Raw genomic sequence first — 22677 nt, 5'->3', positions numbered from 1 at the left:
TGCTTTTCTACCGATATGCCCCGACGCACTGATGGGCATCGGCCTCCTCACCTTCATCAGGCACCCGGTACCGCAGCTCATCTTCGCCGCCTTCGTCGTGCTGTCGTGGCCGCTCAGCGGCCTGGCCGGCCGCGACACCCGCCGCCGGCTGGCCGCCGCGGCGCTGGTCGTCTCGGCGGGCGCGATCATCGCCCTGACCGCGACCCCGAGCTTCGCCGACCCGGCCACCTTCGCCGCCAACCCGCCGCACTTCCTCACCCTGCTCGACCGCCCCGGCCTCCTGGCCCGCCAACTCGTCGCCCCGCCGTCCGACCTCGAACAGGTCGCGAACATCGCGCTCTACGTGCCCCTCGGCATCTCCGGGGCACTGCTGTGGCGACGCTGGCTGCCGGCGACCGCCTTCGGCTTCCTCCTGGTCCTGGCCATCGAGACGGTCCAGTACGTGATCCCGGGCCGGGCCGGCTCGATCACCGACATCCGCAACAACACCCTGGGCGCCCTGCTCGGCGCGGTGCTCACGGCCGTACTCCAGCGCCGCCGCTGAAGAGGAGCCCGGCCTACGCGCGGGCGGCGCGGGTGACGCGCGCGGGCGCCGCGGGTGACGCGCGCGGGCGCCGCGGGTGACGCGCGCGGGCGCCGCGGGTGACGCGCGCGGGCGCCGCTCCTATGCGCCGGCGCCGCCGTCGACCGGCACTACGGCCCCGGTGACGTAGGACGCCCGGTCGCTGAGCAGCCACGCGGCCACCTCGGCCACCTCCCGCGGCTCCGCCAGCCGGCCGAGCGGCACCGAGGCGACGAGCTGCTTCCTGATGCCGGGACTCGCCTCTTCCCAGGTATCGATCATCTCGGTGGCCGTACCGCCCGGCGTGATCCCATTGACCCGGATCCCGTGCGGCGCCCAGTTCACCGCGGCCGTCTCGGTCAGACTGTTCAACGCCCGCTTCATCGCCCCGTACGCCGGCAGCGCCGGATTCGCCCGCCGGCTCCCGATGCTCGACGTGTTGACGATCGCCCCGCCCCCACCCTGCCGCATGACCACGGCCTCGGCCTTCATCGCGACCCAGTGCGCCCGGAAGTTCACCGCATACTGCTCATCGAGATCCTCATCGCTGGTCACCTCGACCGGCCCGACCCCCCGCTGCACGACCGCCCCGTTGTTGAACGCCCCATCGAGCCGCCCATGCACCCGCCCGGCCCGCTCGACCACGTCCCGCACACTCCCCGGATCCGCAAGCTCCAGAGCCAGGGCATCCGCAACCCCACCCCCACCCCGAATCTCCGCGGCGAGCTTCTCCAGCGTCTCGACACGCCGCGCGGCCAGCACAACGGCCGCCCCCTCCCGAGCAAAAAGCCGAGCAGCGGCCGCCCCGATCCCCCGGCTGGCCCCGGTAACAAGAACGACCTTCCCGGCCAACAGCCCGACCGGCGCAATGTTGCTGTCAGTTGTCATGCAGCGAGCATCACCCCGCGACCGGCACCCCAGGCAGGCACAATCGGTACTACGCTCCGGCGTCCCTCCCCGGGGAGCCGAAGGAGATGCCACCGTGGACGTCTCGCGCCTGCACCACGTGGCCCTGGACGGTGCCCGAGACGCTGTTGACCACGCCGTCCCCGCCGGCAATCAGATGGGGTGACAGCGCACGCCAACCGTTCCGCAGCTCCGTTTCAAAAGCCGGGTCATCCGCGACAGCCTGCGCCAGGGCCTCCCGAAGGGTTTCTGCCCGGCGAGTATCGGCCGGCTCGGACCCGTTCTCGTCGAGCGCGGCCTCCACGGACGCCCGACCCTTGAACCGGTGCCGCACCAGCCGGGCAAGGGCCTCGAAGGCCGCTCGGCCGCCCGCGGCGAGCCCTTCGGCCGTCTTCGTCGCCAGAGTGATCGCGACCGTGGTCACCAGTTCCTGGTCGGTCACCGCGCCTCCCGCCGTGTGAGGTTGTTTGCCGCCACACTTCCGCCATGCTAGCGTCACGCTCAGTAATCTTGTTCTCGGAATCGGGAGAGATTCGTGTCGAAAAAGTGGCAGGCAGATTCTTCTGCATCATTTGTTCGGCGCTTCGGTAAGTCGTCTCACGAACTTGGACAGACGTCCGGGAACTCGAGCTGCCCCGACATCTGGGAGCTCGACAACGGCGACATCGCGGTCATCGGATCGGACCTGACCACGTCGTACGAGGGCAGGCTGCCCGAGGGTGTCACGGTGGATCCCGGCGAACGGCTGGTGGTCATCCCGCGGAAGACCATCCTCGCCGCGAAGGCGGACATTCCCGATGCATGAGCTTCTTGGCGGTGCCGAAGGCGAGCGGCTGGAGCTGGACGCCTACTACGCCGACTTCGAGAAGAACTTCTGGGCGATCAACGAGCTGGGCTTCTGGAAGCTGGAACGCCAGCAGTTCTTCCAGGAGCCCGGATACGACAGCTGGGAAGCGTTCGCGAAGGGAGACTGGGAAGAGTCGCTGCGCCTGCTCGATGCGGGCCGGGCGGACATGGCCGATTACCACCGTCGCGTCGAGGAGAACGGTTTCGCCGCCCGGCGGGTACGCGTCGTCGAAGAGCCGATCACCGCGTACCTGCAGTGGGAGCTGCATGCGCTGCGGGTCAGGGACCAGTGCGGCGGCAGCATACGGATCGTCGGCCCGGATCAGGTCGCCGACTTCGAGCACGACGCGCCGCTTCCCGAGATCTACACCCTGGGCGCCACGGTGATGTATCAGGCGATCTACGACGATGACGGGGTTCTCGAGTCCGCCCGGCGGTTCGTCGACCCCGACCTCGTCCTGCGCTGCCAAGGCTTCATCCAGAACCTGTACGAGGCCGGACAACCCTTGGACCGGTTCTTCGCCGCCCACGTCGCGAAGCTGCCGCCGCCCGGCCGGCAGTAGTCGTCGCCGAGGTGACCCGGCGATGCCCATCGACGACCGCGACGAGGTCCGCCACGTCAACAGGCTGGACGCGACCGGCGCCGGCGACGTCGTCCAGGCCCGCGACGTCCACGGTGGAGTGCACATTCACCGCGTGGAGGCTCCCTTCGCAGTGACGCCGTCACAGCTTCCCGGCGACGTGCGAGGGTTTGTCAACCGCCGCTCCGAACTGTCGGCCCTCACCAACCTCGCCGGCGAGCAGCCCGACGACCCGCACGCCGCCGCCGTCACCGTCATCACGGGTACGGCCGGGGTCGGCAAGACCTCACTGGCGCTGCACTGGGCACACCGCGCCCTGGACCGCTTTCCCGATGGCCAGCTGTACGTCAACCTCCGTGGCTACGATCCCGGTCAGCCCGCCGTACCGGAGGAGATACTCGATCGGTTCCTGCGCGGCCTCGGCGTTCCGGCGACGGCGATTCCGGTTCACCTGGACGAGCGGACCTCGTTGTACCGCTCACTGATGGCCGGCCGGCGGATGCTCGTGGTCCTGGACAACGCCGCCACCGCCGCTCAGATCCGGCCGCTGCTGCCCGGCACTGCCGCCTGCCTTGTCCTCGTGACCAGCAGGAGCCACCTGTCCGGGCTGGTCGCCCGCGACGGCGCCTATCGGCTGGGCCTGGACATCCTGCACGAGGACGACGCGATCGCCCTGCTGGGGGCCGTGACCGCCCGGTACCGCGGCCAGGACCAACGTCATGAGCTGGTCGAACTGGCCCGGCTGTGCGCGCGTCTGCCTCTCGCGCTGCGGATCGCCGCCGAACGGGCCGCGAGCCGGCCGATGATGCGGCTCGACGAGTTGATCGCCGATCTTCCATCATCTCGAGACTCCCGAAGCCCGGAACGAGGTCCGTGAGCGCATCCTCCGGTGGTATCTGCACACTGCCGACGCAGCCTCGTCCCGCATCGCCGTCCACGACCGTTACGAACTGAATCAGCCGGTCCCCGCCGAGGTGGTGCCGCTCGCCTTCGACACCCACGAAGCCGCAATGCGTTGGTACCAGACCGAAAGCGGCAACCTTGTCGTGGCGACCCGCGCCGCGGCCGAGGCCGGTCTGCACTCGATCGCCTGGCGGCTCGCCGTCGTCCTGCGCGGCATCTACATGCACCACAACGCCTTCGGCGACTGGCTCGTCACCGGCACGATCGGGGTCGACTCCGCCGAGCGGGACGGCGATCTCGGCGGCCAGGCCGAAGCCCTGGAAGGTCTGGGCCGGGCGTACTTCCAGTCCCGGAGGCTCGACGAGGCGGAGACCGGCCACCGCCGCGCCCTGGCCATCCGGCGGAGCCTACGCGACCGGTTCGGTGAGGCTGTCTCGCTCAACACACTGGGTCTGATCGGTCTGCGGCGCCGGCGGCTCGACGAGGCCCGGGCCTTCTTCGAGCAGGCCGCCGCCATCTTCCGTGATCTCGGCGACCGACGCTGGGAGGCACTCATGCGGGGCAACCTCGCCGAGACACTCTGCGAGGTGCGACAGCCACGAGCAGCGGCGGAGATCCTGACCGGCGTGGTGGCCGTGCTCCGCGAGCTCGGCGACCGCGCCGGCGAGGGCAACGCCCTGTTCCACCTCTGCTGGGCCCGGCGGGAACTCGGCGAGCTCGCATCGGCCCGCGCGTCCATAGAGCAGGCACTCAGCATCGCCGAGGATGACCAGAACCAGGTGTGGCAAGCCCACTGGCTCGTCGAACTCGGCGCTGTGCAACGTGCTGCCGGCCGGCCCGCCGACGCCCTCGTGTCCTGCCAGCGGGCCGCGGTCATGCAGCGGCAGCTCGGCGACCGCAGCCGGGAGGCTTTCGCCCAGGACGGGGCCGGCCAGGCCTATGAGGACATGGGCCGCCGCAACGACGCCGCCGACTTCTATCGCGCGGCCGCCGTCACGCACCGCGACCTGAACGACCGGTGGAATCTCGCCCGGACCTTGCACCACCTCGGCCGCGCCACCGGCGACCCGGCAACGTGGCGGGAGGCCCTCGACCTGATCACCGACTTCGACGATCCCCGCGCCACGGCGCTGCGCCTGCTCCTCACCGAGGCGCTGCGGGTTCGATAGCCGGCGCCGACTCCACGATCCAGATCGGCGCGTCGGCACACTCGACCCGGAGGCCGTCCCCCGGCCGCAGGCGGGTGCGCAACACCGCCAGCCACTGCTCGCCGACCCGGGCCACCGGCGCGTGGTCCCGGCCCATGAACGCGAACATCCGCACCTGGTTGTGGATCTCCCGCGCCGACCGCGACCAGTCCACCACCGAGAATCCGGGCTCGATGAATCCCGCCCAGGAGGCGTCGGTATCGTCCTGCGGCAGGCCGGGATCCTGACTCGCGACCCTTTCCAGGGCGACCCAGAGCAGCTCGCGGATGACGGGGCGAACCAGCGGCCACAACCGTTGCGGAGTGACGTCCTCGTCCAGCGGGATGCCCCCGCGCTGAGCAAGAATCGGCCCGGTGTCGAACCGCTCGTCCATCCGGTGGATCGTCACACCGATCTCGGGATCACCGTTGCGGATCGCCCACAGGACCGGTGCAGGTCCGCGGTACCGGGGAAGCAGAGAGGTGTGGATGTTCACGACGCCGTACCGGGGAACGCCGAGCACGGAGGCCGGCAGCTTCCAGTTGAAGCCGTACACCACCATCAGGTCCAGCCGGTATCCGGCAAGAGCACCCGCCAGTCCCTCCGGAGAGCCCGGCAGCAGCAGGTCCATTCCCGGCGGCAACGCCTCCACGAGCTGACCGGCCGTCGCGGCCGCCTGCGCATCCGGCTCGCTGTTCGGCTTCATCGAGCGGCAGTACACGTACGCGACAGGAACGTGACCGGCTTCGCGGCAGGCCGCGTGCAGGGCGGCGAACTCCTGCACGCCGAATGTCGCCAGGGCGACACGCATGGAGTCCGCCACATCCGTGACGATACCGATGGCCGCCTACAGGACGGAGCGGTGGGCGATCTTCTGGAGGCGGTAGGTCGTGTCGAGCAGGATCGGGGCCTCGGCCAGCCAGCCGTGGTCCACCCCCGGGTGCAGCGTGTGGACCAGCACCGCGTCCCATTCCGCCGCCGACGCGCGGACCGAGCGCATTCGTCCGCCGCGGACCAGGATCGACTCGACCAGGTCGTCGGTGAAGGACACCGACGCGCCCGCGTCTCGCATGCGGTCGATGATTTCCAGGGCCGGGGATTCGCGTACGTCGGCCACGCCCGGCTTGTAGGCCACGCCGACGACCAGCACCTTGGCGTTGCCGAGGGCCTTGCCGCCGGCGGCCAGGACCTCGACGAGGCGTTGGACGACGCGGCCCGGCCGGGCTGCCACCTGGGTCATCGCGGTTTCGATGAGCGGGGAGGTGACCCGGTCGGCGCGGAGTTGCCAGAGCAGGTAGTGCGGGTCGCAGGGGATGCAGTGGCCGCCGACGCCGGGGCCGGGGTAGAACGGCATGAAGCCGTACGGCTTGGTCGCCGCCGCGTCGATCACCTCGGTGATGTCGAGTCCCAGGCCTCGGCTGATGTCGGCGAACTCGTTGGCCATCGAGATGTTCACCGCGCGGAACGTGTTCTCGTAGAGCTTGGTGAGTTCGGCCGCCTCGACGCTGCTGACCGGGTGGACGTAGCTGGCGCAGCCTTCGAGGAGTTCCGTCGTGCGCTGTACGCATTCCGCCGACACCCCGCCGACCACGCGCGGCACCTGCTTCTGGACGTGCCGTTCGTTGCCCGGGTCGATGCGTTCGGGGGCGAACGCCACGTACACGTCCTTCCCGGCCTCGAGGCCGCGCCGGCGCAGCGGCTCGACGAGGAAGTCGCGGGTGCAGCCCACGTACGTGGTGGAGGTCAGCACCAGGGTCTGCCCCGGCACCGCCCGCTCCACGACGCTGCGGCAGGCGGCCCGCAGCGCGTCGAGGTCGGGGGCGAGGTGGTGGTCGATCGGGGTGGGCACGCACACCAGGACGATCCGCGCGGTGGCGCTCTCGGCCGGGTCGGCGGTGAGCCGGAACGCGTCGTCGTCCTCGAGCGCGTCGAGCAGCCGGGAGCGGTCGGACGGCAGCAGGTCGGCGTCGCCCGTACGGATCTCGGCGACCCGGTCCGTGCTGATCTCCATGCCGACGACCCGCCGGCCGGCCGCGCGCAGCGCCAGCGCCGTGGGCAGCCCGACGTAGCCGAGCCCGACGACCGCCACGTCGTACCGGAAGGGCTTGGTGGCGGGCCGCTGGACCGGCATGCGCAGCTGGGTCGAGGTCATGAGTTCTTCTCCGAAACGGGGTGGGGGGAACGGGGATGGGCTCGTCAGAGGCCGTGCGGTCGCCGCATCACGACGGTTTCGCGGAGGTCGACCGGGCCGCCCTGCCGGCCGATGTGCCCGGCGGCGACGGTCTGCATCGGCCGGGCCTGGCAGAGGGCGGCGAGCTCCTTGACGATCCGGTCCGGCTCCGCGTACGGGGCGAGGATCTGGACCTCGTACGGGTTGAGCGCCGGCACCGCCACGTGCGAGATCAGCGGGTGCAGCGGGCGCCGGTCCTCCTCGCCGTCCCCGAACAGGTCCTCGTGCAGCTTCTCGCCGTACCGGAGTCCGGTGTAGACGATCTCGACCGGGGTGTCTGCCTGTTCGGCCATCTGCCGCGCCACCTGGGCGATCCGCACCGGCCGCCCCATCTCCAGGACCAGCGCCTCGCCGTCGCGCCCGATCGCCGCCGCCTGGATGACCAGCTGCACGGCCTCCTGGACGGTCATGAAGTACCGGGTCACCTCGGGGTCGGTGACGGTGACGGGCCCGCCGGCGGCGATCTGCGCCGCGAACGCGGTGAGCACCGACCCGCGGCTGCCGAGCACGTTGCCGAACCGCACGCTCAGGTACGTGCCGTCGCCGGTGGTGGCGGCGTGCGCGGTGAGCCGTTCGGTGATCCGCTTGGAGAAGCCGAGCACGCTGGTGGGGTTGGCTGCCTTGTCGGTGGAGATGTTGACGAACCGTTCGACGCCGGCCGCCGCGGAGGCTTCGAGGACTGTCTGCGTACCCCAGACGTTGCTCTTGACCGCCTCGCCCGGGTGATTCTCGAGCAGCGAGAGGTGCTTGAGCGCGGCGGCGTGGAACACGACCTGCGGGCGCCGCTCGGCGAAGATCGCCGCGATCCGGTCGCCGTCGCGCAGGTCGGCGAGGATCAGCTCCGGGCTGTCGAGCAGGGCCCGGCCGTGCAGGGACAGCTGTACGGCGTGCAGCGCGGACTCGTCCCGGTCGAGCATCATCAGCTCGGCGGGGGCGAACCGGTGCAGCTGCCGGCACAGCTCGGAGCCGATCGAGCCGCCGGCGCCGGTGACCAGCACCCGCTTGCCCTTGAGGTATCCGGCGATCGCGTCGAGGTCGGTGTCGACCTGGTGCCGTCCGAGCAGGTCGGCGATGTTCACGTCGCGCACGTCGGCGGAGCTGACCTTGCCGTCGAGCAGTTCGCTGAACGACGGCACGACCTTGAAACCGGCACCGGCGTCGAGCGTACGGCGGCGAACCTCGCGGATGATCGACGCGTCCACGTTGGCCACGGCGAAGATCACCACCCGGGCCCCGGTCGCGGCGAGCACGCTTCTGAGGTCGTTCCGGTCGCCCTTGACGGCGATCCCGTTCACCCGCAGGTGGCGCTTGCGCGGGTCGTCGTCGATCAGCCCGACGGGCACGTACTGGCTGTTCGGGTCCTGCATGAGCGAGCGCAGCAGCCGCTGCCCGGCGGCGCCGGCCCCGAACAGCAGCGCCGGGGTGGCCTGCTGCGCGTCGGGCCGCAACCGGCGCTCGTGCTGCAGCCGGCGCACGTACCGCACGGCGAACATGACGATCAGCGCGATCGGCCCACCGACGAGGGCGGCGCTGAGCGGCACGGGGCGCGACGGCAGCGCGAGGTCGATGGCGAAGAGCACCAGGACGACCGCGAGGGCGGTGGTGAAGACCGCCCGCACCTCCTCGAAGGTGCCGAACCCGTACCGGCCGCGGTAGAGGAACTGCTGGTGGCCGATCACCGTGTGCAGGACGATCGCCACGGCGACCGCCGCGGCGGTCGCGGTCAGCGGCGCGGCCACGAGGTCCGCGTCATACCGAGCGAAGACCGCCGCGACCAGGCCGAGGGCCCAGGCTCCGGCGTCCACCAGCCAGGGGCCGAGGACCCGGGTACGCCGAGCCGGACTGCCGGACTGCCGAATACGCGCTGCGAATGACATACGGCCTCTTCAGAGTATTATTCGACTTTGCTCAGCACCGCGCTCCTATTCGGCGGGCGCTTTTTCGACGGACGGCGCGACGCGACCGGTCCGATAGGGACAACGCGTGCCACCGACTCGCATACATGCGCAGATCGGCCGGGACACGGTGGCCGTACGGCGGATACCCCCGTACGTTTCTGCGCGAACCGCGGAACAACGGATGCGCCCGGAAAGACGTACGGATTAGTCCTCAGGCGTGAAAGGAAAATTGCCCCGCCACACGTCGTGGCAGGGCAGATTCTCCGATCTTCGCCGTGCTACACGCAGGCCGCCCCCGAGGCCACGGACGTCTGCCAGGGCCGTACGCCCGGGGTGGTCCACAGCTGGGGACGCACCGCCTCGCCGTCCTCCGGCGCGGCCCCCGGCTGGATGGTCACGTCCAGCGTCCGGCTGGTGCCGGGTGGCAGCTCGACGGTGATCACCGCGACGGACCTGTCGCGTTCCAGGCCCGTACCGAAGTCGAGGTCCTTGCCGTCCGATCTGACCTGGACCACCCCGCCGCCGGTCGGGCTGAAGACCATGACGTTCGTCCGGGAGGTGTACTTGTCGCCGGTCAGGGCGAGCCCGGTCACGTACGCGGGCAGGTCCGCGGTCGGCGCGGTCGAGCCGAGCGTCACCTTCAGGTGGAATTCGCGGCCGCCTTCCTCATCGCAGTCCCCGACGGTCAGGTCCGCGGCGTGCGTGAGGTAGTAGCTGAGCTTCGCCCCGGTGCCGTCGTTGAGGAACACCCCGACCGTCGGCCGGGTCGCCGGGTCGCTGGGCAGCCGCCCCTCGAGCACCGTCCCGGCCAGCGCGGCCTCCTCGGTCGCGTCGGCCGTCCACATCAGCAGGCGGCGTTCGCCGGCCGCCCGGGCCAGCTGCGTGACCATGCCCTTGGCGTCACCCTGACCCTTGATCAGGGCCTGGAACGTGGCCCGCGCGGCCTTCGCGAAATAGGCGTCCTGGTCGGCGGGGTCGGGATATTTCGCGTACGCCTCGGAGAGCAGCACCCGCACGGCGTTGTCCGCGGTGAGCGGCCCGCCCTGCGGCATCGGCACCGCCCCGGTGGCCTTGAGCAGGTACGACAGCGCCACCGGGTCGGTCGCCAGCACCCCGTCGACGGTGACGCCGGACCGCTTGCGGTACATGGCCCGCATCAGCGCGGCCGCGGTCGGGAAGTCCGGCGTCAGGTTCACGTCCGCGGGGAACACCGCGGGCCGGTCGGTGTAGAGCGCCACCTGGTCGGTGTCGAGCGCCTGCACGGGCGGGTCGAACACCTTGAGGTCGCTGGCGGCGGTGCCCTGGTCGGTGATGGTGACCGCGCCGGCGTCGGCGTGCACCACGATGTACGCCCCCGGCATGCCGCCGGTGGCCCGCACCTCCGCGTTGTTCTGGAACAGCACGAGGTAGGTCCGCGGCCCCTGCGCCCCCAGCATCCGCGGCAGCAGCCGCGCCGCCCGGTCGGCGGTGGAGACCAGCTGGTCGGCCTTGGCCAGCCCGTCGGACAGCTGCGTCACCGCGGCGCCGACCTGGTCCATCAGCCCGTCGGCGTCGATGCCGGCCACCTCCGCGCGGGCCCGCTTGATCACGGCGAGGCCCGCCGCGATCCGGGGCGCGGCGGCGGAGAGCGAGGTCAGATCGACCCGCCCGTCCTTCGGCGCGAGCGTCTTCGGGTCCAGCCCCGACGCCACGTCCAGCAGCGACGGCAGCCCGTCAACAGCAAGATCATCAAGAACCTTGGCCACCGTACGCACAGCGCCCAGGTCATCCCCGACCCCCGGCACCTTCCCGCCGACCGCCCACCCGAACCCGTCGGTCTCGTCCCGCGCGGCCCGCGTCTCAAGCTGCAACGCGGCCAGCGTCCCCCTGGCCGCGGCCACCTCCCCGGCCCGGATCTGCTGCTGAAGCTGCACGAACAGCCCACCGGCGGTCTGCAGATGACCCTTGGCACGCCACCCCTGCACCCCCACCCAGCCGGCCCCCAGCACCAGCACGACAACCAGCCCGGCAGCGGTCAGAACGCCGGCCTTCCGCCACCGCGGCCGCCGCTTACGCACCCGGGGCGCGGTCGCACCCTCCGACGCCCGGCGCACCTTCTTGAACTCGATGCTCGGCTCACCCTCGGCGGGCGGGACAAAAGAATATCGATCCGGCCCGCCCGGCGGCGGATCCTGTTCCTCGTGGGCCACGCTGAAATTCCCTAAGACGAAAGTGAAGCGCATTTATAAGGTCAGCCGACAATTGCGACCGCAAGAGACCACCGTCCGGTGTGTCCGAACTCCGGCCATCCCTGACTAACGGAACAGCCCGGGCCGGGGTGTTCGGCTTACCCCCTTGAGGTGAATTCCCTCGGATATCCCACCCCACCCGGATCCCTCATGCCCGGTCCGACACCGCCCCGCCCGACCCGTCGTTGGTCCCGGAGTATCGATCGTCTCTCAGCGATGCTCGGAGGACTCCCTTGTTGCCCTCGCTCAAGGACCAACGCTTTCTCATCACCGGCGGCACCGGCTCGTTCGGCCAGACCATGGTCGGCCGTCTGCTCAGTGCGGGTGCGGCTGAGGTCCGGGTTCTCAGCCGCGACGAGGCGAAGCAGGACGACCTGCGGCGCCGGCTGCGTGACGATCGGGTCCGCTTCTACGTCGGCGACGTCCGCGACCTCGACTCGGTCACGAAGGCGGCGCGGGGCGTCAATTACGTCTTCCACGCCGCCGCGCTCAAGCAGGTGCCGTCGTGCGAGTTCTTCCCGCTCGAGGCCGTGCGCACCAACGTGCTCGGCAGCGCGAACGTCATCGAGGCGTGCGAGCGCAACGACGTCGCGTCGGTGGTCTTCCTCAGCACCGACAAGGCGGTCCAGCCGATCAACGCCATGGGCATCAGCAAGGCCCTCATGGAGAAGGTCGCCCAGGCCCACGCCCGCAACAACCCGAACGCGGCGACCAACGTCTCCTGCGTCCGCTACGGCAACGTCATGTACTCGCGCGGCTCGGTCATCCCCCTGTTCATCGAGCAGATCCGGGCGGGCCAGCCAATCACCGTGACCGAACCCCGGATGACCCGCTTCCTGATGTCCCTCGCCGAGTCGGTCGACCTGGTCGAGCACGCCTTCACGCACGCCAACCCGGGCGACATCTTCATCCGCAAGGCGGCGGCGTCGACCATCGCGGATCTCGGCGAGGCGCTGTGCAACCTCTTCGGCGTCCCGTTCAAGATGAACATCCTCGGTATCCGGCACGGCGAGAAGATGGCCGAGACCCTGGCCAGCCGCGAGGAGCTGGAACACGCGCAGGACTTCGGTGACTTCTTCCGCGTGCCGTTGGACAGCCGCGACCTCAACTACGCCCTGTACTTCGACGAGGGCGAGATCGAGCGCGAGCAGGTCTTCGACTTCAACTCCTCGAACGCCCCGCGGCTCACCGTGCCGGAGGTCGAGTCTCTGCTGCTGACCCTCCCCGAGGTGCGGGCCCAGCTCTCCGCCGCCGACCGCCTGCCGGACTCGGTGACGGCATGACGTCCTCCCTCGTCCTCACCGGTGCCGGTGGGTTCCTGGGCTGGCACGTGCGCGTCCTCGCCCGCAGCCTCGGCCTGCCGGAGCCGTCCATCGTGGATCGCGCGATGCTCGCCGACCCGGAACGGCTCGCGAGCGCCCTCGACGGCGCCGACCGGGTCATCCACATCGCCGGCATCAACCGCGGCGACGTCGCCGCCGGCAACCCGAACCTGGCCGCTCAGCTCGCCGCCGGCCTCCGCGCCTGCGGCACCCCGCCCAAGACCGTCGTCTTCGCCAACTCGATCCAGGCGGGCAACGGCACCCCGTACGGCGACGGCAAGGCGGCCGCGGCCGCCCTGCTCTCCGAGACCACCCGCTGGCTGGGCTCCGAATTCGTCGACGTGCTCCTGCCGAACCTCTTCGGCGAGCACGGCCGGCCGCACTACAACTCGGTGATCGCCACCTTCTGCCGCCTGCTGGCCGACGGTGGCGTTCCGCAGGTCAGCGGTGACCGCGAGCTGGAACTGCTGCACGTCACGGACGCGGCGGGCATCCTGCTCGGCACCAACGACGAAGTGCCGACCGTGCGGCGCACCGTACGGCAGCTCGCCGATCAGCTCGACCGCTTCGCCTCCGTCTACCGGACCGCGGAGATCCCCGAGCTCATGGACCGCTTCGACGTACGCCTGTTCAACACCTACCGCTCCCATCTGGCGCCGGCCCCGGTGGGCCTCACCCGGCATGCGGACGCGCGGGGCAGCCTGGTGGAGACGGTCAAGGTGCACGGTGGCGGCGGGCAGACCTTCTGCTCCTCCACGGTGCCCGGCGTCACCCGCGGCCAGCACTTCCACCTGGCCAAGGTGGAACGGTTCGTGGTCGTCCGCGGCGAGGCCCAGATCAGCATGCGGCGGGTCCTGCACGACGAGGTGCTGAGCTTCCGGGTCTCGGGCGACGAGCCGGCCGTGGTGGACATGCCGACGATGTGGGCGCACAACATCACCAACGTCGGTGGCGGTGAGCTGACCACCCTGTTCTGGTCCAACGACCTCTTCGATCCCGCGAACCCGGACACCTACCCGGAGCCCGTGGCATGAGAATCGGCATCATCTCCCAGTGGTACGACCCGGAGCCGGTGGTCATCCCCGGCAACCTCGCCGAGGACCTGGTCAGCCGTGGCCACGAGGTACGCGTCCTGACCGGCTTCCCCAACTACCCCGAGGGCAAGATCTACCCGGGCTACCAGCAGCGCTGGAACGACCGGAGCCGCCAGAGCGGCGCGACGGTACGCCGCGTCCCGCTCTACGCGAGCCACGACGCCTCGGGAGCCCACCGGGCCGCCAACTTCCTGTCCTTCTCGGCGACCAGCTCGCTCGCGGCCTGGAAGTTCCTCGCCGGCGTCGACGTCGTCTACGTCTACCTCACCCCGGCCACCGCCTTCGCCGCCGCGGCCATGCTCAAGGCGCTGCGCGGCATCCCGGTCGTGATCCACGTCCAGGACATCTGGCCGGAGTCCGTCACCTCGTCCGCGATGGCGCCGAGCGGCCGGGTCGGCCGTACCGTCGAACGAAGCCTGCATGCCGTGATGCGCCGCATCTACCGCGCCTCCTCGGGCATCGCGGTCATCGCCCCGACGATGCGGGACATGATCGTCGCCCGGGGCGCCGATCCGCGCCGCACCCGCGTCATCCTGAACTGGGCGGACGAGAAACTCTTCCGCCCCGTCGACAGCTCGGAGCACGCCCGCCGCGACATCGGCCGCCGCGACCGCTGCACCATCATGTACGCCGGCACCATGGGCCCGTTCCAGAACATCGAGGGCGCCGTACGCGCCGCGGCCAGCCTCGCCGACCGCTCCGAGATCGACCTCGTCCTGGCCGGGTCGGGAACCGCCGAGCAGGCCGCCCGGGACCTCACCCGGGACCTGGGAGCGGACAATATCCGCTTCCTGGGCCGCCGCCCGATCGCCGACATGGCAGCCCTCTACGCGGCAGCCGACTTCCAGCTCGTCAGCCTGCGCAACCTCCCGATCTTCCAGGGCACCATCCCGTCGAAACTCCAATCGGCCCTCGCCTGCGGCTCGCCCGTCGTCGTCTCCGTCCCCGGCGACTGCGCCGAGCTCGTGGAGACCAACGGCGTCGGCCTGGCCTGCCCCCCGGACGACTGGCGCCTCCTGGCCGACCGCTTCCGCCAGGCCGCCAAGATACCCGCCGACGAGCACGCCGAGATGACTCGCCGCGCGCACCAGGTCTACCAGACCCGAATGTCCCGCCAGGCCGGCGTCGACCAGCTCGAAGACATGCTGATCGAAGCGGCCGTCACCGGAAGGCGAGAGCCATGACCAAGGTAATGACCGTCGTCGGCACCCGCCCGGAGATCATCCGGCTCTCGCGGGTCATCAGCAGACTGGACCAGACCGTAGACCACGTCCTGGTCCACACCGGCCAGAACTGGGACCACATGCTCAGCGACGTCTTCTTCGACGAGCTGGAACTCCGCAAGCCGGACCGCTTCCTGGGCGTCGACACTTCCTCCCTGGGCCGGGTGCTGGGCGGCGTCCTCGCCGGCGTCGAGGAAGCAATCAAGGAAGAGAAGCCGGACGCTCTCCTCGTCCTGGGCGACACCAACAGCTGCATCGCAGCCCTTATGGCCCGCAGGATGAAGGTGCCGGTCTACCACATGGAGGCCGGCAACCGCTGCTTCGACCTCAATGTGCCGGAAGAGACCAACCGCCGCATGGTCGACCATGTCAGCGACTTCAACCTGGTCTACACCGAGCACGCGCGGCGCAACCTCCTCGCGGAGGGCCTCCATCCCCGTCGGATCATGCACACCGGCTCACCGATGCGCGAGGTCCTGGACCACTACCGGCCGAAGATCGAGGCCAGCAAGGTGCTGGAAAAGCTTGGCCTGGAGGCCGGCGGGTACTTCCTGGTGAGCGCCCACCGCGAGGAGAACGTGGACGACCCGGAGCGGCTCGGGCAGCTGCTCGACTGCCTGCGGGCGGTACGAGACCGCTGGAACCTTCCGGTTCTGGTCTCCACGCATCCGCGGACCAGGAAGCGGTTGGAGGAGCGTGCGGACGACCCGGGCTCGCTGGAGAACATCGTCTTCCACGAGCCGTTCGGCTTCTTCGACTACGTGCACCTTCAGATGAAGGCCAAGTGCACGCTGTCGGACAGCGGGACGATCAGCGAGGAGTCGGCCATCCTCGGCTTCCCCGCTGTGACCCTCCGAGACTCGATCGAGCGCCCAGAGGCCCTCGACACCGGCTCGATCGTCATGACCGGAACGGCCCGGGAAACGGTGCTGGCAGGCATTGGGCTGATCGCCGATAGCGCCGAGGGAAGCTCGGCGGACATCCCAGCCGACTACGAGGTTGCCGATACCTCGCGCCGCGTCGTCGCCTTCGTCCTCTCCACGGTTGGTAAGCATCACGACTGGGCGGGCATTCGGCCCTCCCATCGCTCTGCCCGGTGAGGATCGAACAGACGAGCAAGCCGCACGCGGCACACCCCGGGGACAACCGCGACCCGAGCCGAGGACGTCGCCTCGCCGCAGGGATCGTTACGACACTGCTGAGCCGCGGCGTAGGTGCACTGGCGCCGCTTCTCCTCATTCCCCTGACGTACAAGAGCCTTGGGCCGGCCCTCTTCGGTCTATGGATGACGCTCACGGCCATCACGAGCATGGTTGCCTTCGCGGATCTCGGGCTCGGCAATGGCCTGATGACACGACTCGCTCCTTGCTACTCAAAAGGCGACGAGGCAGCGGCGAAGCGCAACATCTCAACCGCCTACGCCGTTCTAGTGGCCACAGCGGCCGCATTGCTACTCAGCCTCTGGTCTTTTTCGAGCATCATTCCGTGGACGGACATATTCAACGTCGAAGACAGCATCAGCGGGAGCCAGACTAGCGATGTAGCAATTATTTGTCTTGCAATATTCGTGATCAACATCCCGGCTTCACTCATTGTTCGAGTGCAGTATGCATATCAACTAGTCGGCGTGAGCAACATATGGCAGTCGGCCGGAAACCTCAGCTCTCTCGCGTTCGCGTGGACCGCAGTCGCGTGCGACATGAAGCCCGCCTTCGTCGTAGGGGCCGCAACCGCTGGCCCGCTCGTGTTCAATATAGTAAATGCATTGTGGTACTTCTGTGCCCGAATGCCGGCGATCGCGCCATCCATCAGAGACGTTGACCCTCGAACAGCACGATCCCTGATGTCGCTGAGCAGCCGATTCTTCGCGCTTACGGTCATCACGGCAGTGGCGATGAATGCAGACCAGCTGATCATCGCCCACGCAGTAGATTTGACGGCCGTGGCCGTCTACGCAACCATGGCCAAACTGCTCGCACTTCTGGGCATGATCATTAACATCATCAATCTACCACTATGGCCCGCAAACGGCGACGCATTGGCAAAGGGTGATGCAACGTGGGTCATGCGCACAACGAAACTGATGACCATGGCCTCAACGATCAGCGTCGCGGGCACAGCCGCAGCTTTGCTACTCGCCAGCGAAATGGGCTGGATCAACTGGTTAGGGCCGGCTCGTGACCAGTGGCCGCTAATCACCACCCTGGCAATTTGGTGGGTAAGCGTCGCTGCCCTGTCGCCACGATTCATGGTGCAAAACGCGACCGGAGTCGTAGCACCGCAAATCTGCGGATGGCTCGCGTTCCTTCTGCTTTCACTTCCCGCCAAATGGTTTGCGGCTGAGAAGCTGGGCATCGAATTCGTGCCGCTAGTTGGCGCAGCCATTTACCTATTGGTCGTTGCGCCCTCAGCGATCATTGGATATCGGAAGTCAATATCACAATCAAAGCAGCCGTTAGGAGACATCTCGCCGTGACTGTCGAAGAGACGCCGGCCTCCTACCCAGCGAACGAACATGCGAATTCACCGGCCGACCGCATGTGGGCGCCCGGTGACCGCGACTGGGTCGCCTACGTAGGCCCTTTCCGCTATCCCTGGGGCGAAGCCGCATCACGACGCGTCCACGGCATATCGATGTCCCTCGCAGCGACAGGCCGTGACGTTGTAGTCGCATCCGGCGAAGACTCGCCCACCCTTATACGACGTCATTTATCCAATGAAAAGACCTCCGCCGACATTCTTTCGATCGGCCTTGACGAGCTTCCCAACGCGGCAGAGTCCGTTGTTCAGAAATCTCGAAAGGTCTACTTGGACTGGGGTCAACGGACGGTCCGCTGGCTGGAAGCTCAGCAGCCGAAGCCAAGCCACGTGATTCTGTACGGTGGCAATTTGCAGTACATCAGCCGCCTTTCAACCTGGTCCAAGCAAGCAAACGTACCCCTTATCGTCGACGTCGTGGAGTGGTATAGCGCCAGACAGCTACAAGGTGGAGTCCTAGGCCCTTCCTACCTAGGTGCCCAGCTGGCCTTGAGGAAGTACTACCCTAAGTGCGCAGGAATCATCGCCATCAGCTCCATGCTGGAGCGCTACTACTCGGACAAGGGATCGCCCGTACTGCGCATACCTCCGACATTCGACGTAGCTAGTATTAAAATTGCGGACCAGCGCGAGCCGCTAGACGAGCGACTGCGTCTCGTATATACCGGGACGCCAGGCAAGAAGGATTCGATCGGCCAGATCATTAAGGCAGTCAACCACGTCGACCCATCCGGGAAGCGTGTAAGTCTCCGAGTAATCGGACCCTCAAAGGAAGAACTACTAAAGGCTTCCGGGTTCTCGGAGTTGCCAGCTTCCGTACTAGCAAGCGGCCGTCTACCTCAGCCCGAAGTCAGCAGGGAGCTGCAAGAAGCTGACTTCAGTGTACTGCTGCGGAAGCCCGCGAAATTCGCCCAAGCAGGTTTCCCGACGAAGTTCGTGGAAAGTATTTCAAACGGCACGCCCGTCATCGCGAACACAACCAGCGACCTTGGTTTGTACCTGAGAGACGGAGTCGAAGGCGTCGTGAGCGCGAGCCACTCGACAAGCGAGTTCGAGAAAGCGTTGCACAAAGCAGCCAATCTAACGAGCGGCGAGAAGCAACGCATGCGACACAATGCTCGAAGCCGCGCAGTCCGCGACTTCGACTATCGAACCTACACCACCGCGATTGACGGTTTCCTTAAGTCGATCGTATGAGCCTACCCTCAGGAATGTGATGACAGTCCGAGTTAAGCTCGTTAGCCCACTCCCTCCGCCTGCCGGAGGTATAGCGAGATGGACCGCGCTCGTCATGCGCTATGCCCGATCCCAGAGTACGATCCGTATCTCTCTCTTGAATACTGCTCTGCGTTTGCGGTCTGTTACCCAAACCTCGCCTTTGGCACGCATATCCGCCGGGATTCCGCAAATCCTCCGGTGCACCTTCTCCCTGGCGCAGGGCCTTGCTCGCCGACAGGTCGACGTCGTGCACATCAACTGCTCCGGTCAATTTGGAATAGCAAGGGACCTGGTCCTTGCCACACTGGCACGCCTATTCCGCGTTCCCGTCGTCATTCATATCAGATTCGGGCGAGTTCCAGTCGTCCTGAAATCAGACGGATATGAGGGACTACTGCTTCGCAGACTACTGGCGAAGGTGAATGCGACAATAGCCATCGACAGCAAGACAGCAAACGCTCTGAGGGAACACTGTCCGGGCCTCCCGGTCAGTCTGATCCCTAACTGTATCGACACGCCCGACTGGTCGCCACGAGCAGAGTCAGAGGAGTTCGGCAAGTACGTTCTTTTCGCTGGCTGGCTCATACGAGCAAAGGGCATCGAGGAACTTCTAGCCGCATGGCGCGAACTACACATCGATGGCTGGAACCTAGTGCTGGCGGGGACCTACGACGTCGCTTACCTGGACGCTCTGGGGCTGCGGCCAGGTACCGACTCCACCATCACCGTGCTGGGCGAGGTAGAGCACGAGCGATTGATGTCTCTGATGGCCGGCTGCGAGATTTTCGTTCTGCCGAGCCACACGGAGGGATTCCCTAATTCCGTACTCGAGGCAATGAGTCTGGGTCGAGCAGTCATTGCTTGTGACGTGGGAGCAATCGGGGACATGCTGAGCGAAGATTGCGGCGTCACAGTTCCGCCGCGAGATTCGGCCAAGCTCGGCCAGAGCATCGCAGTCCTGATGGCTGATTCCGATATGCGCGCGAAGTTGGGTGCCAACGCCGCTTTGCGGGCGAAGACTCTGTATTCATTACCTGCTGTGTTTGATCAGTATCGTGCTCTCTGGGAACACTTAGCGGATCGTCACTACTAGTGATCTTCAACGGCGAGGCGCCGGACGACTAGGTCGTCCGGCGCCTTCGCGCAACCGCCGTACCGCAGATCTGCTACTGAAGTCTGTCGCTGTACCAGCGAATCGTCTGCGTCAGTCCCTCATCGAGCGACACCGGCGTGTGTCCAGGAAACAACTCGCCGAGGATGTCCTGCGAAGCTTGAGAGTCGCGGACGTCGCCCGCTCGCGGCGGCTCGAACTCGATCTTCAGATCTCGGTCGGCTATCGTCGCAATCTTCTTGATCAACTCAAGCAGGGAGACCCTCGTCCCAAACGCCAGATTGACTGGCCTGTCGTGCCGAACACCACGTTCGGCAGCTTCGGCGAGCACCTTCACCACCGAGCCGACAAACGTGAAATCTCGGGTCTGCTTGCCGTCTCCGTGAACATGAAGCGGATTTCCGCGCAGCGCCGCGTCGACGAACGCTGGGATGGCGGCGGCATAGGCATGTCCCGCGGACTGAAGCGGGCCGTAGACGTTGAAGAAGCGGAAGGCCAGCGTTGGCGTCTTGTAGGTGGCACCGAAGGACAGCACATAGGACTCGGCCGCCAACTTGCTCGCGGCATAAGGGCTCTGCGGCCGAGTCGGCATGTACTCGTTCTTTGGCAGTTCCACGGTCGGTCCGTACACCGAGGAGGACGAGGCCGCGATCAGAGGAGTTTCCCGACGCCGGCAGGCCTCCAACACATACAGGGTTCCTGTCGCGTTAGCCTCGTGGCTCGCCACGGGGTCGGCGACGGACCGGGGAACGGACGGGCGCGCCGCCAGATGAACGACGGCATCTGCGTCGCTCACGACATCGTTCAACAGGTCGCGGTCCAGGATGCTGCCGACCACCAGCTCAGCGTCAACTCCGCGGAGGTTCTCGGCGTAACCGGTGCTCAGGTTGTCCAAGGCAACAACCTTGTCCACGGAGTCTCGGGACGCAAGTTCACGGCAAAGGTTGGCTCCGATGAAGCCGGCGCCGCCCGTGACGACAACCTTCAAGTCAGTACCTCAATCCTTCTCGCGACCAGGCCGAAGCTCAAGTTGGGCGGACTCGCCAAGGAGTGCATCGCCTCTCCGAGAAACGCTGGCCCTTCGGGCGCTGGCTGGGTAGTGGACGCCTCACCGGCTGCGGGCGCTTCTTGCATGACCGCCGAGGTGGGCGCAGCTATCGATGGCCCAACTCCATGGGTCTGAGCCCGTCACGGCATCTGCCCGGATCTCTTCCAAGAGAGGCCGGACAGGGGAGGGAGCATGACCGGTTTGGCGAGCCGGAGCGGCGACCGACCGCGTTGGGCGGCTAGATGGACGTCGCCCGTCCGGACGAGGGACGTGACGCTGAGGAGATCGACTGCGTTAAACCTGCTGCGGTCGGGCTCACCGGACTGACCTAGCCGCCCCATGGTTCAGTTTCTCGGTCCGGTGGATCGAGCTGCCCGTGCACCCCGACGCCAAGGTCACCGCCGCCACCATGTCCGGTGCGGCAGCCTCCGTGACGGCGACATTGATTTGGCCAACACCGACAGCGATCGGCATTTCCTCTGCCTTGGGGCTGGTAGCACTGGCTTGGCTTGGCCGAAGAGGCCACAGCAACTCGTGGTCGAAATGGCCAGTTCATCTACTCCCACTACATCTTGCCGCGTTGCTCGCACCGTCCAACTCCGGTCTCTTGTTGATTCCACTTGCTTTCGTCCTCGCCCGGAGGTGGCCACGACTGGGGGCCGTCGACGTGCTCGCGGTAGCCTTTACCGCTTGGGCTACCTATTGCGACACTCGGCATTTTCCAGGCCCGGCCGGTTCCCAGTTCTACTGGCTACTATGCCTACTGCTGCTTGCGACACGGCACCTTATCACCAACGTTCGCGAGTTCGTGTCAGTCTGCATCGCCTATATCGCCGGCTGCATCTACGTCGCAGTGCCGGTTATCGCCCAAGCGCCCGCAAGCACAGGAGCCGACTGGCGACCGACGTCCAACGTAAACATCAATTACACGGCATATGTGTTGCTCACTGGAATCGTATTAACGATCGCCGTCGGCGCGCTGGTTCAGCCCCACGGAAAAATCCGTATTGCGCAAGTCATTGCAGCGCTAATACTCGCGGCAGGAATCTGGGCAACCGGCACCCGGGCGGCTTTGCTCGGGCTAGGGGCCGGCATTGCCTTTACCCTTACGCGTAAGCTAACCGCATCACGAACGGGATGGCTTCTAATTGCAACGGGCTTCGTTCCAGTCGCGCTCCTCTCCGTCGCACTCGGGTGGTACGGAGACGCCCAACTGCCGGAGCTAGAGCGCTTCTTCAATCGTCAGACCGGCGACCTCTCCGGCCGTCTGGACGTGTGGCCATACGCGCGTGCCATCTGGGAGAGCGCCGAACTCACCGGCGTTGGCATGAACCACTTCCGGGCTATGAACCCCTTGGGTATTGGATCGCACAACATCGTGCTCACGCTCGGAGTCGACTTCGGTTGGATCGGAGTAATTCTCTACGCATCGATGGTCGGCGCTGCAATGGCTGGATTCGGTCGGCATGTTCGATGCCGGCGCCTCGGCGGCCTCCTCCTCCTTTCTTGGGTGCTGATTTGGGCCACAGGCCACTGGGAGGCGGCCAGTGCCGCATGGCTGGTGCTCGGCCTTTGGTCACGGCTTCCGGAGCTCGTTGACTCTCTTCCGCGACCCACAGCTCCATTTTCCTCGGTAAGCCGTGGAGAACCCGAAAAGCTTCTCCATCCCACAGCAGCTATTGTCTAGCCTCGATGATTCGCAGGTGATGGCTGCTGGTTCGGCCGGACCGCTTTGATCGATCGGTGTTGATGGGTGTGGCGGTCCGGGCATGGTGGTGGGCC

Annotated in this window: 20 protein-coding genes; 13 read left to right on the top strand and 7 right to left on the bottom strand. The window is 67.2% G+C overall.

The genetic code is table 11. From position 1 onward, the window contains the following. The first annotated feature begins 31 nt into the window (after nt 1–31). Nucleotides 32–544, top strand: coding sequence for a VanZ family protein (locus tag CLV70_RS36340; protein ID WP_106131163.1), 513 nt, complete (start codon nt 32–34; stop codon nt 542–544). 120 nt (nt 545–664) lie between these two features. Here the strand turns inward: CLV70_RS36340 and CLV70_RS36335 are convergent, their stop codons facing one another. Both CLV70_RS36335 and CLV70_RS36330 read right to left on the bottom strand, forming a co-directional pair. Further along, complete coding sequence (locus CLV70_RS36335; RefSeq protein WP_106131162.1) at nt 665–1450, bottom strand: SDR family NAD(P)-dependent oxidoreductase; 786 nt, start codon at nt 1448–1450, stop codon at nt 665–667. A 49-nt stretch (nt 1451–1499) separates the two neighbouring features. Beyond that, nucleotides 1500–1910: a hypothetical protein gene (locus CLV70_RS36330; RefSeq protein ID WP_106131161.1), complete on the bottom strand. Its 411-nt coding sequence runs from the start codon at nt 1908–1910 to the stop codon at nt 1500–1502. Nucleotides 1911–2003: 93 nt separating this feature from the next. On the opposite strand from CLV70_RS36330, the gene CLV70_RS36325 reads away from it, so the two are divergent. From CLV70_RS36325 to CLV70_RS40620, 4 genes are all read left to right on the top strand, one after another. Further along, the gene (locus tag CLV70_RS36325; RefSeq protein WP_106131160.1) at nt 2004–2273 is read left to right on the top strand and encodes a hypothetical protein; all 270 of its coding nucleotides are present in this window, start codon (nt 2004–2006) and stop codon (nt 2271–2273) included. Next, nucleotides 2266–2877, top strand: coding sequence for a DUF6879 family protein (locus CLV70_RS36320; protein WP_106131159.1), 612 nt, complete (start codon nt 2266–2268; stop codon nt 2875–2877). The genes CLV70_RS36325 and CLV70_RS36320 overlap by 8 nt, the downstream gene beginning before the upstream one ends. 22 nt (nt 2878–2899) lie before the next feature. Then, a complete protein-coding gene (locus CLV70_RS40625) occupies nt 2900–3772 on the top strand; it encodes an ATP-binding protein (RefSeq protein ID WP_211304031.1) in 873 nt (290 codons plus the stop codon). Between the two features lie 133 nt (nt 3773–3905). Further along, complete coding sequence (locus tag CLV70_RS40620) at nt 3906–4967, top strand: tetratricopeptide repeat protein (protein ID WP_211304030.1); 1062 nt, start codon at nt 3906–3908, stop codon at nt 4965–4967. On the opposite strand, the gene CLV70_RS36310 is transcribed toward CLV70_RS40620, so the two are convergent. From CLV70_RS36310 to CLV70_RS36295, 4 genes are all read right to left on the bottom strand, one after another. Beyond that, nucleotides 4942–5808: a methionyl-tRNA formyltransferase gene (locus tag CLV70_RS36310; protein WP_211304029.1), complete on the bottom strand. Its 867-nt coding sequence runs from the start codon at nt 5806–5808 to the stop codon at nt 4942–4944. The genes CLV70_RS40620 and CLV70_RS36310 overlap by 26 nt on opposite strands. Before the next feature lie 24 nt (nt 5809–5832). Continuing rightward, on the bottom strand, nt 5833–7137 hold the full coding sequence (locus CLV70_RS36305; RefSeq protein WP_245908729.1) for a nucleotide sugar dehydrogenase: 1305 nt from the start codon (nt 7135–7137) through the stop codon (nt 5833–5835). A 44-nt stretch (nt 7138–7181) separates the two neighbouring features. Then, nucleotides 7182–9092, bottom strand: a complete 1911-nt coding sequence (locus CLV70_RS36300; protein ID WP_106131157.1) for a nucleoside-diphosphate sugar epimerase/dehydratase — start codon at nt 9090–9092, stop codon at nt 7182–7184. Between the two features lie 299 nt (nt 9093–9391). Beyond that, the gene (locus CLV70_RS36295; RefSeq protein WP_158277914.1) at nt 9392–11302 is read right to left on the bottom strand and encodes a DUF4012 domain-containing protein; all 1911 of its coding nucleotides are present in this window, start codon (nt 11300–11302) and stop codon (nt 9392–9394) included. A 275-nt stretch (nt 11303–11577) separates the two neighbouring features. On the opposite strand from CLV70_RS36295, the gene CLV70_RS36290 reads away from it, so the two are divergent. The 7 genes from CLV70_RS36290 to CLV70_RS36260 are packed head-to-tail and all read left to right on the top strand — an operon-like array spanning nt 11578 to nt 19829. Further along, entirely contained in the window at nt 11578–12624 is a 1047-nt protein-coding gene (locus CLV70_RS36290; protein ID WP_281260531.1) for a polysaccharide biosynthesis protein, read from the top strand. Further along, on the top strand, nt 12621–13697 hold the full coding sequence (locus tag CLV70_RS36285) for a polysaccharide biosynthesis C-terminal domain-containing protein (RefSeq protein WP_106131155.1): 1077 nt from the start codon (nt 12621–12623) through the stop codon (nt 13695–13697). Before CLV70_RS36290 ends, CLV70_RS36285 begins: the two co-directional genes overlap by 4 nt. Beyond that, complete coding sequence (locus CLV70_RS36280; protein WP_106131154.1) at nt 13694–14941, top strand: glycosyltransferase family 4 protein; 1248 nt, start codon at nt 13694–13696, stop codon at nt 14939–14941. The genes CLV70_RS36285 and CLV70_RS36280 overlap by 4 nt, the downstream gene beginning before the upstream one ends. After that, complete coding sequence (wecB, locus tag CLV70_RS36275; protein WP_106131153.1) at nt 14938–16080, top strand: non-hydrolyzing UDP-N-acetylglucosamine 2-epimerase; 1143 nt, start codon at nt 14938–14940, stop codon at nt 16078–16080. Before CLV70_RS36280 ends, wecB begins: the two co-directional genes overlap by 4 nt. Next, complete coding sequence (locus CLV70_RS36270; RefSeq protein ID WP_158277913.1) at nt 16077–17456, top strand: lipopolysaccharide biosynthesis protein; 1380 nt, start codon at nt 16077–16079, stop codon at nt 17454–17456. Before wecB ends, CLV70_RS36270 begins: the two co-directional genes overlap by 4 nt. Further along, complete coding sequence (locus CLV70_RS36265; protein WP_146164297.1) at nt 17453–18715, top strand: glycosyltransferase; 1263 nt, start codon at nt 17453–17455, stop codon at nt 18713–18715. Before CLV70_RS36270 ends, CLV70_RS36265 begins: the two co-directional genes overlap by 4 nt. Then, nucleotides 18633–19829, top strand: coding sequence for a glycosyltransferase (locus tag CLV70_RS36260; protein WP_106131150.1), 1197 nt, complete (start codon nt 18633–18635; stop codon nt 19827–19829). The genes CLV70_RS36265 and CLV70_RS36260 overlap by 83 nt, the downstream gene beginning before the upstream one ends. A 73-nt stretch (nt 19830–19902) precedes the next feature. On the opposite strand, the gene CLV70_RS36255 is transcribed toward CLV70_RS36260, so the two are convergent. Next, nucleotides 19903–20835: an NAD-dependent epimerase/dehydratase family protein gene (locus CLV70_RS36255; protein ID WP_106131149.1), complete on the bottom strand. Its 933-nt coding sequence runs from the start codon at nt 20833–20835 to the stop codon at nt 19903–19905. Nucleotides 20836–21703: 868 nt separating this feature from the next. Here CLV70_RS36255 and CLV70_RS39400 point away from each other — a divergent pair. Continuing rightward, the gene (locus CLV70_RS39400) at nt 21704–22582 is read left to right on the top strand and encodes an O-antigen ligase family protein (protein WP_146164296.1); all 879 of its coding nucleotides are present in this window, start codon (nt 21704–21706) and stop codon (nt 22580–22582) included. Nucleotides 22583–22677 lie beyond the last annotated feature (95 nt).

The sequence above is a fragment of the Pseudosporangium ferrugineum genome, assembly GCF_003002065.1.
Taxonomy (GTDB): domain Bacteria; phylum Actinomycetota; class Actinomycetes; order Mycobacteriales; family Micromonosporaceae; genus Actinoplanes; species Actinoplanes ferrugineus_A.
Note: the sequence above shows the minus strand (reverse complement) of the source record. Positions and strands in the feature narration are given on the sequence as shown.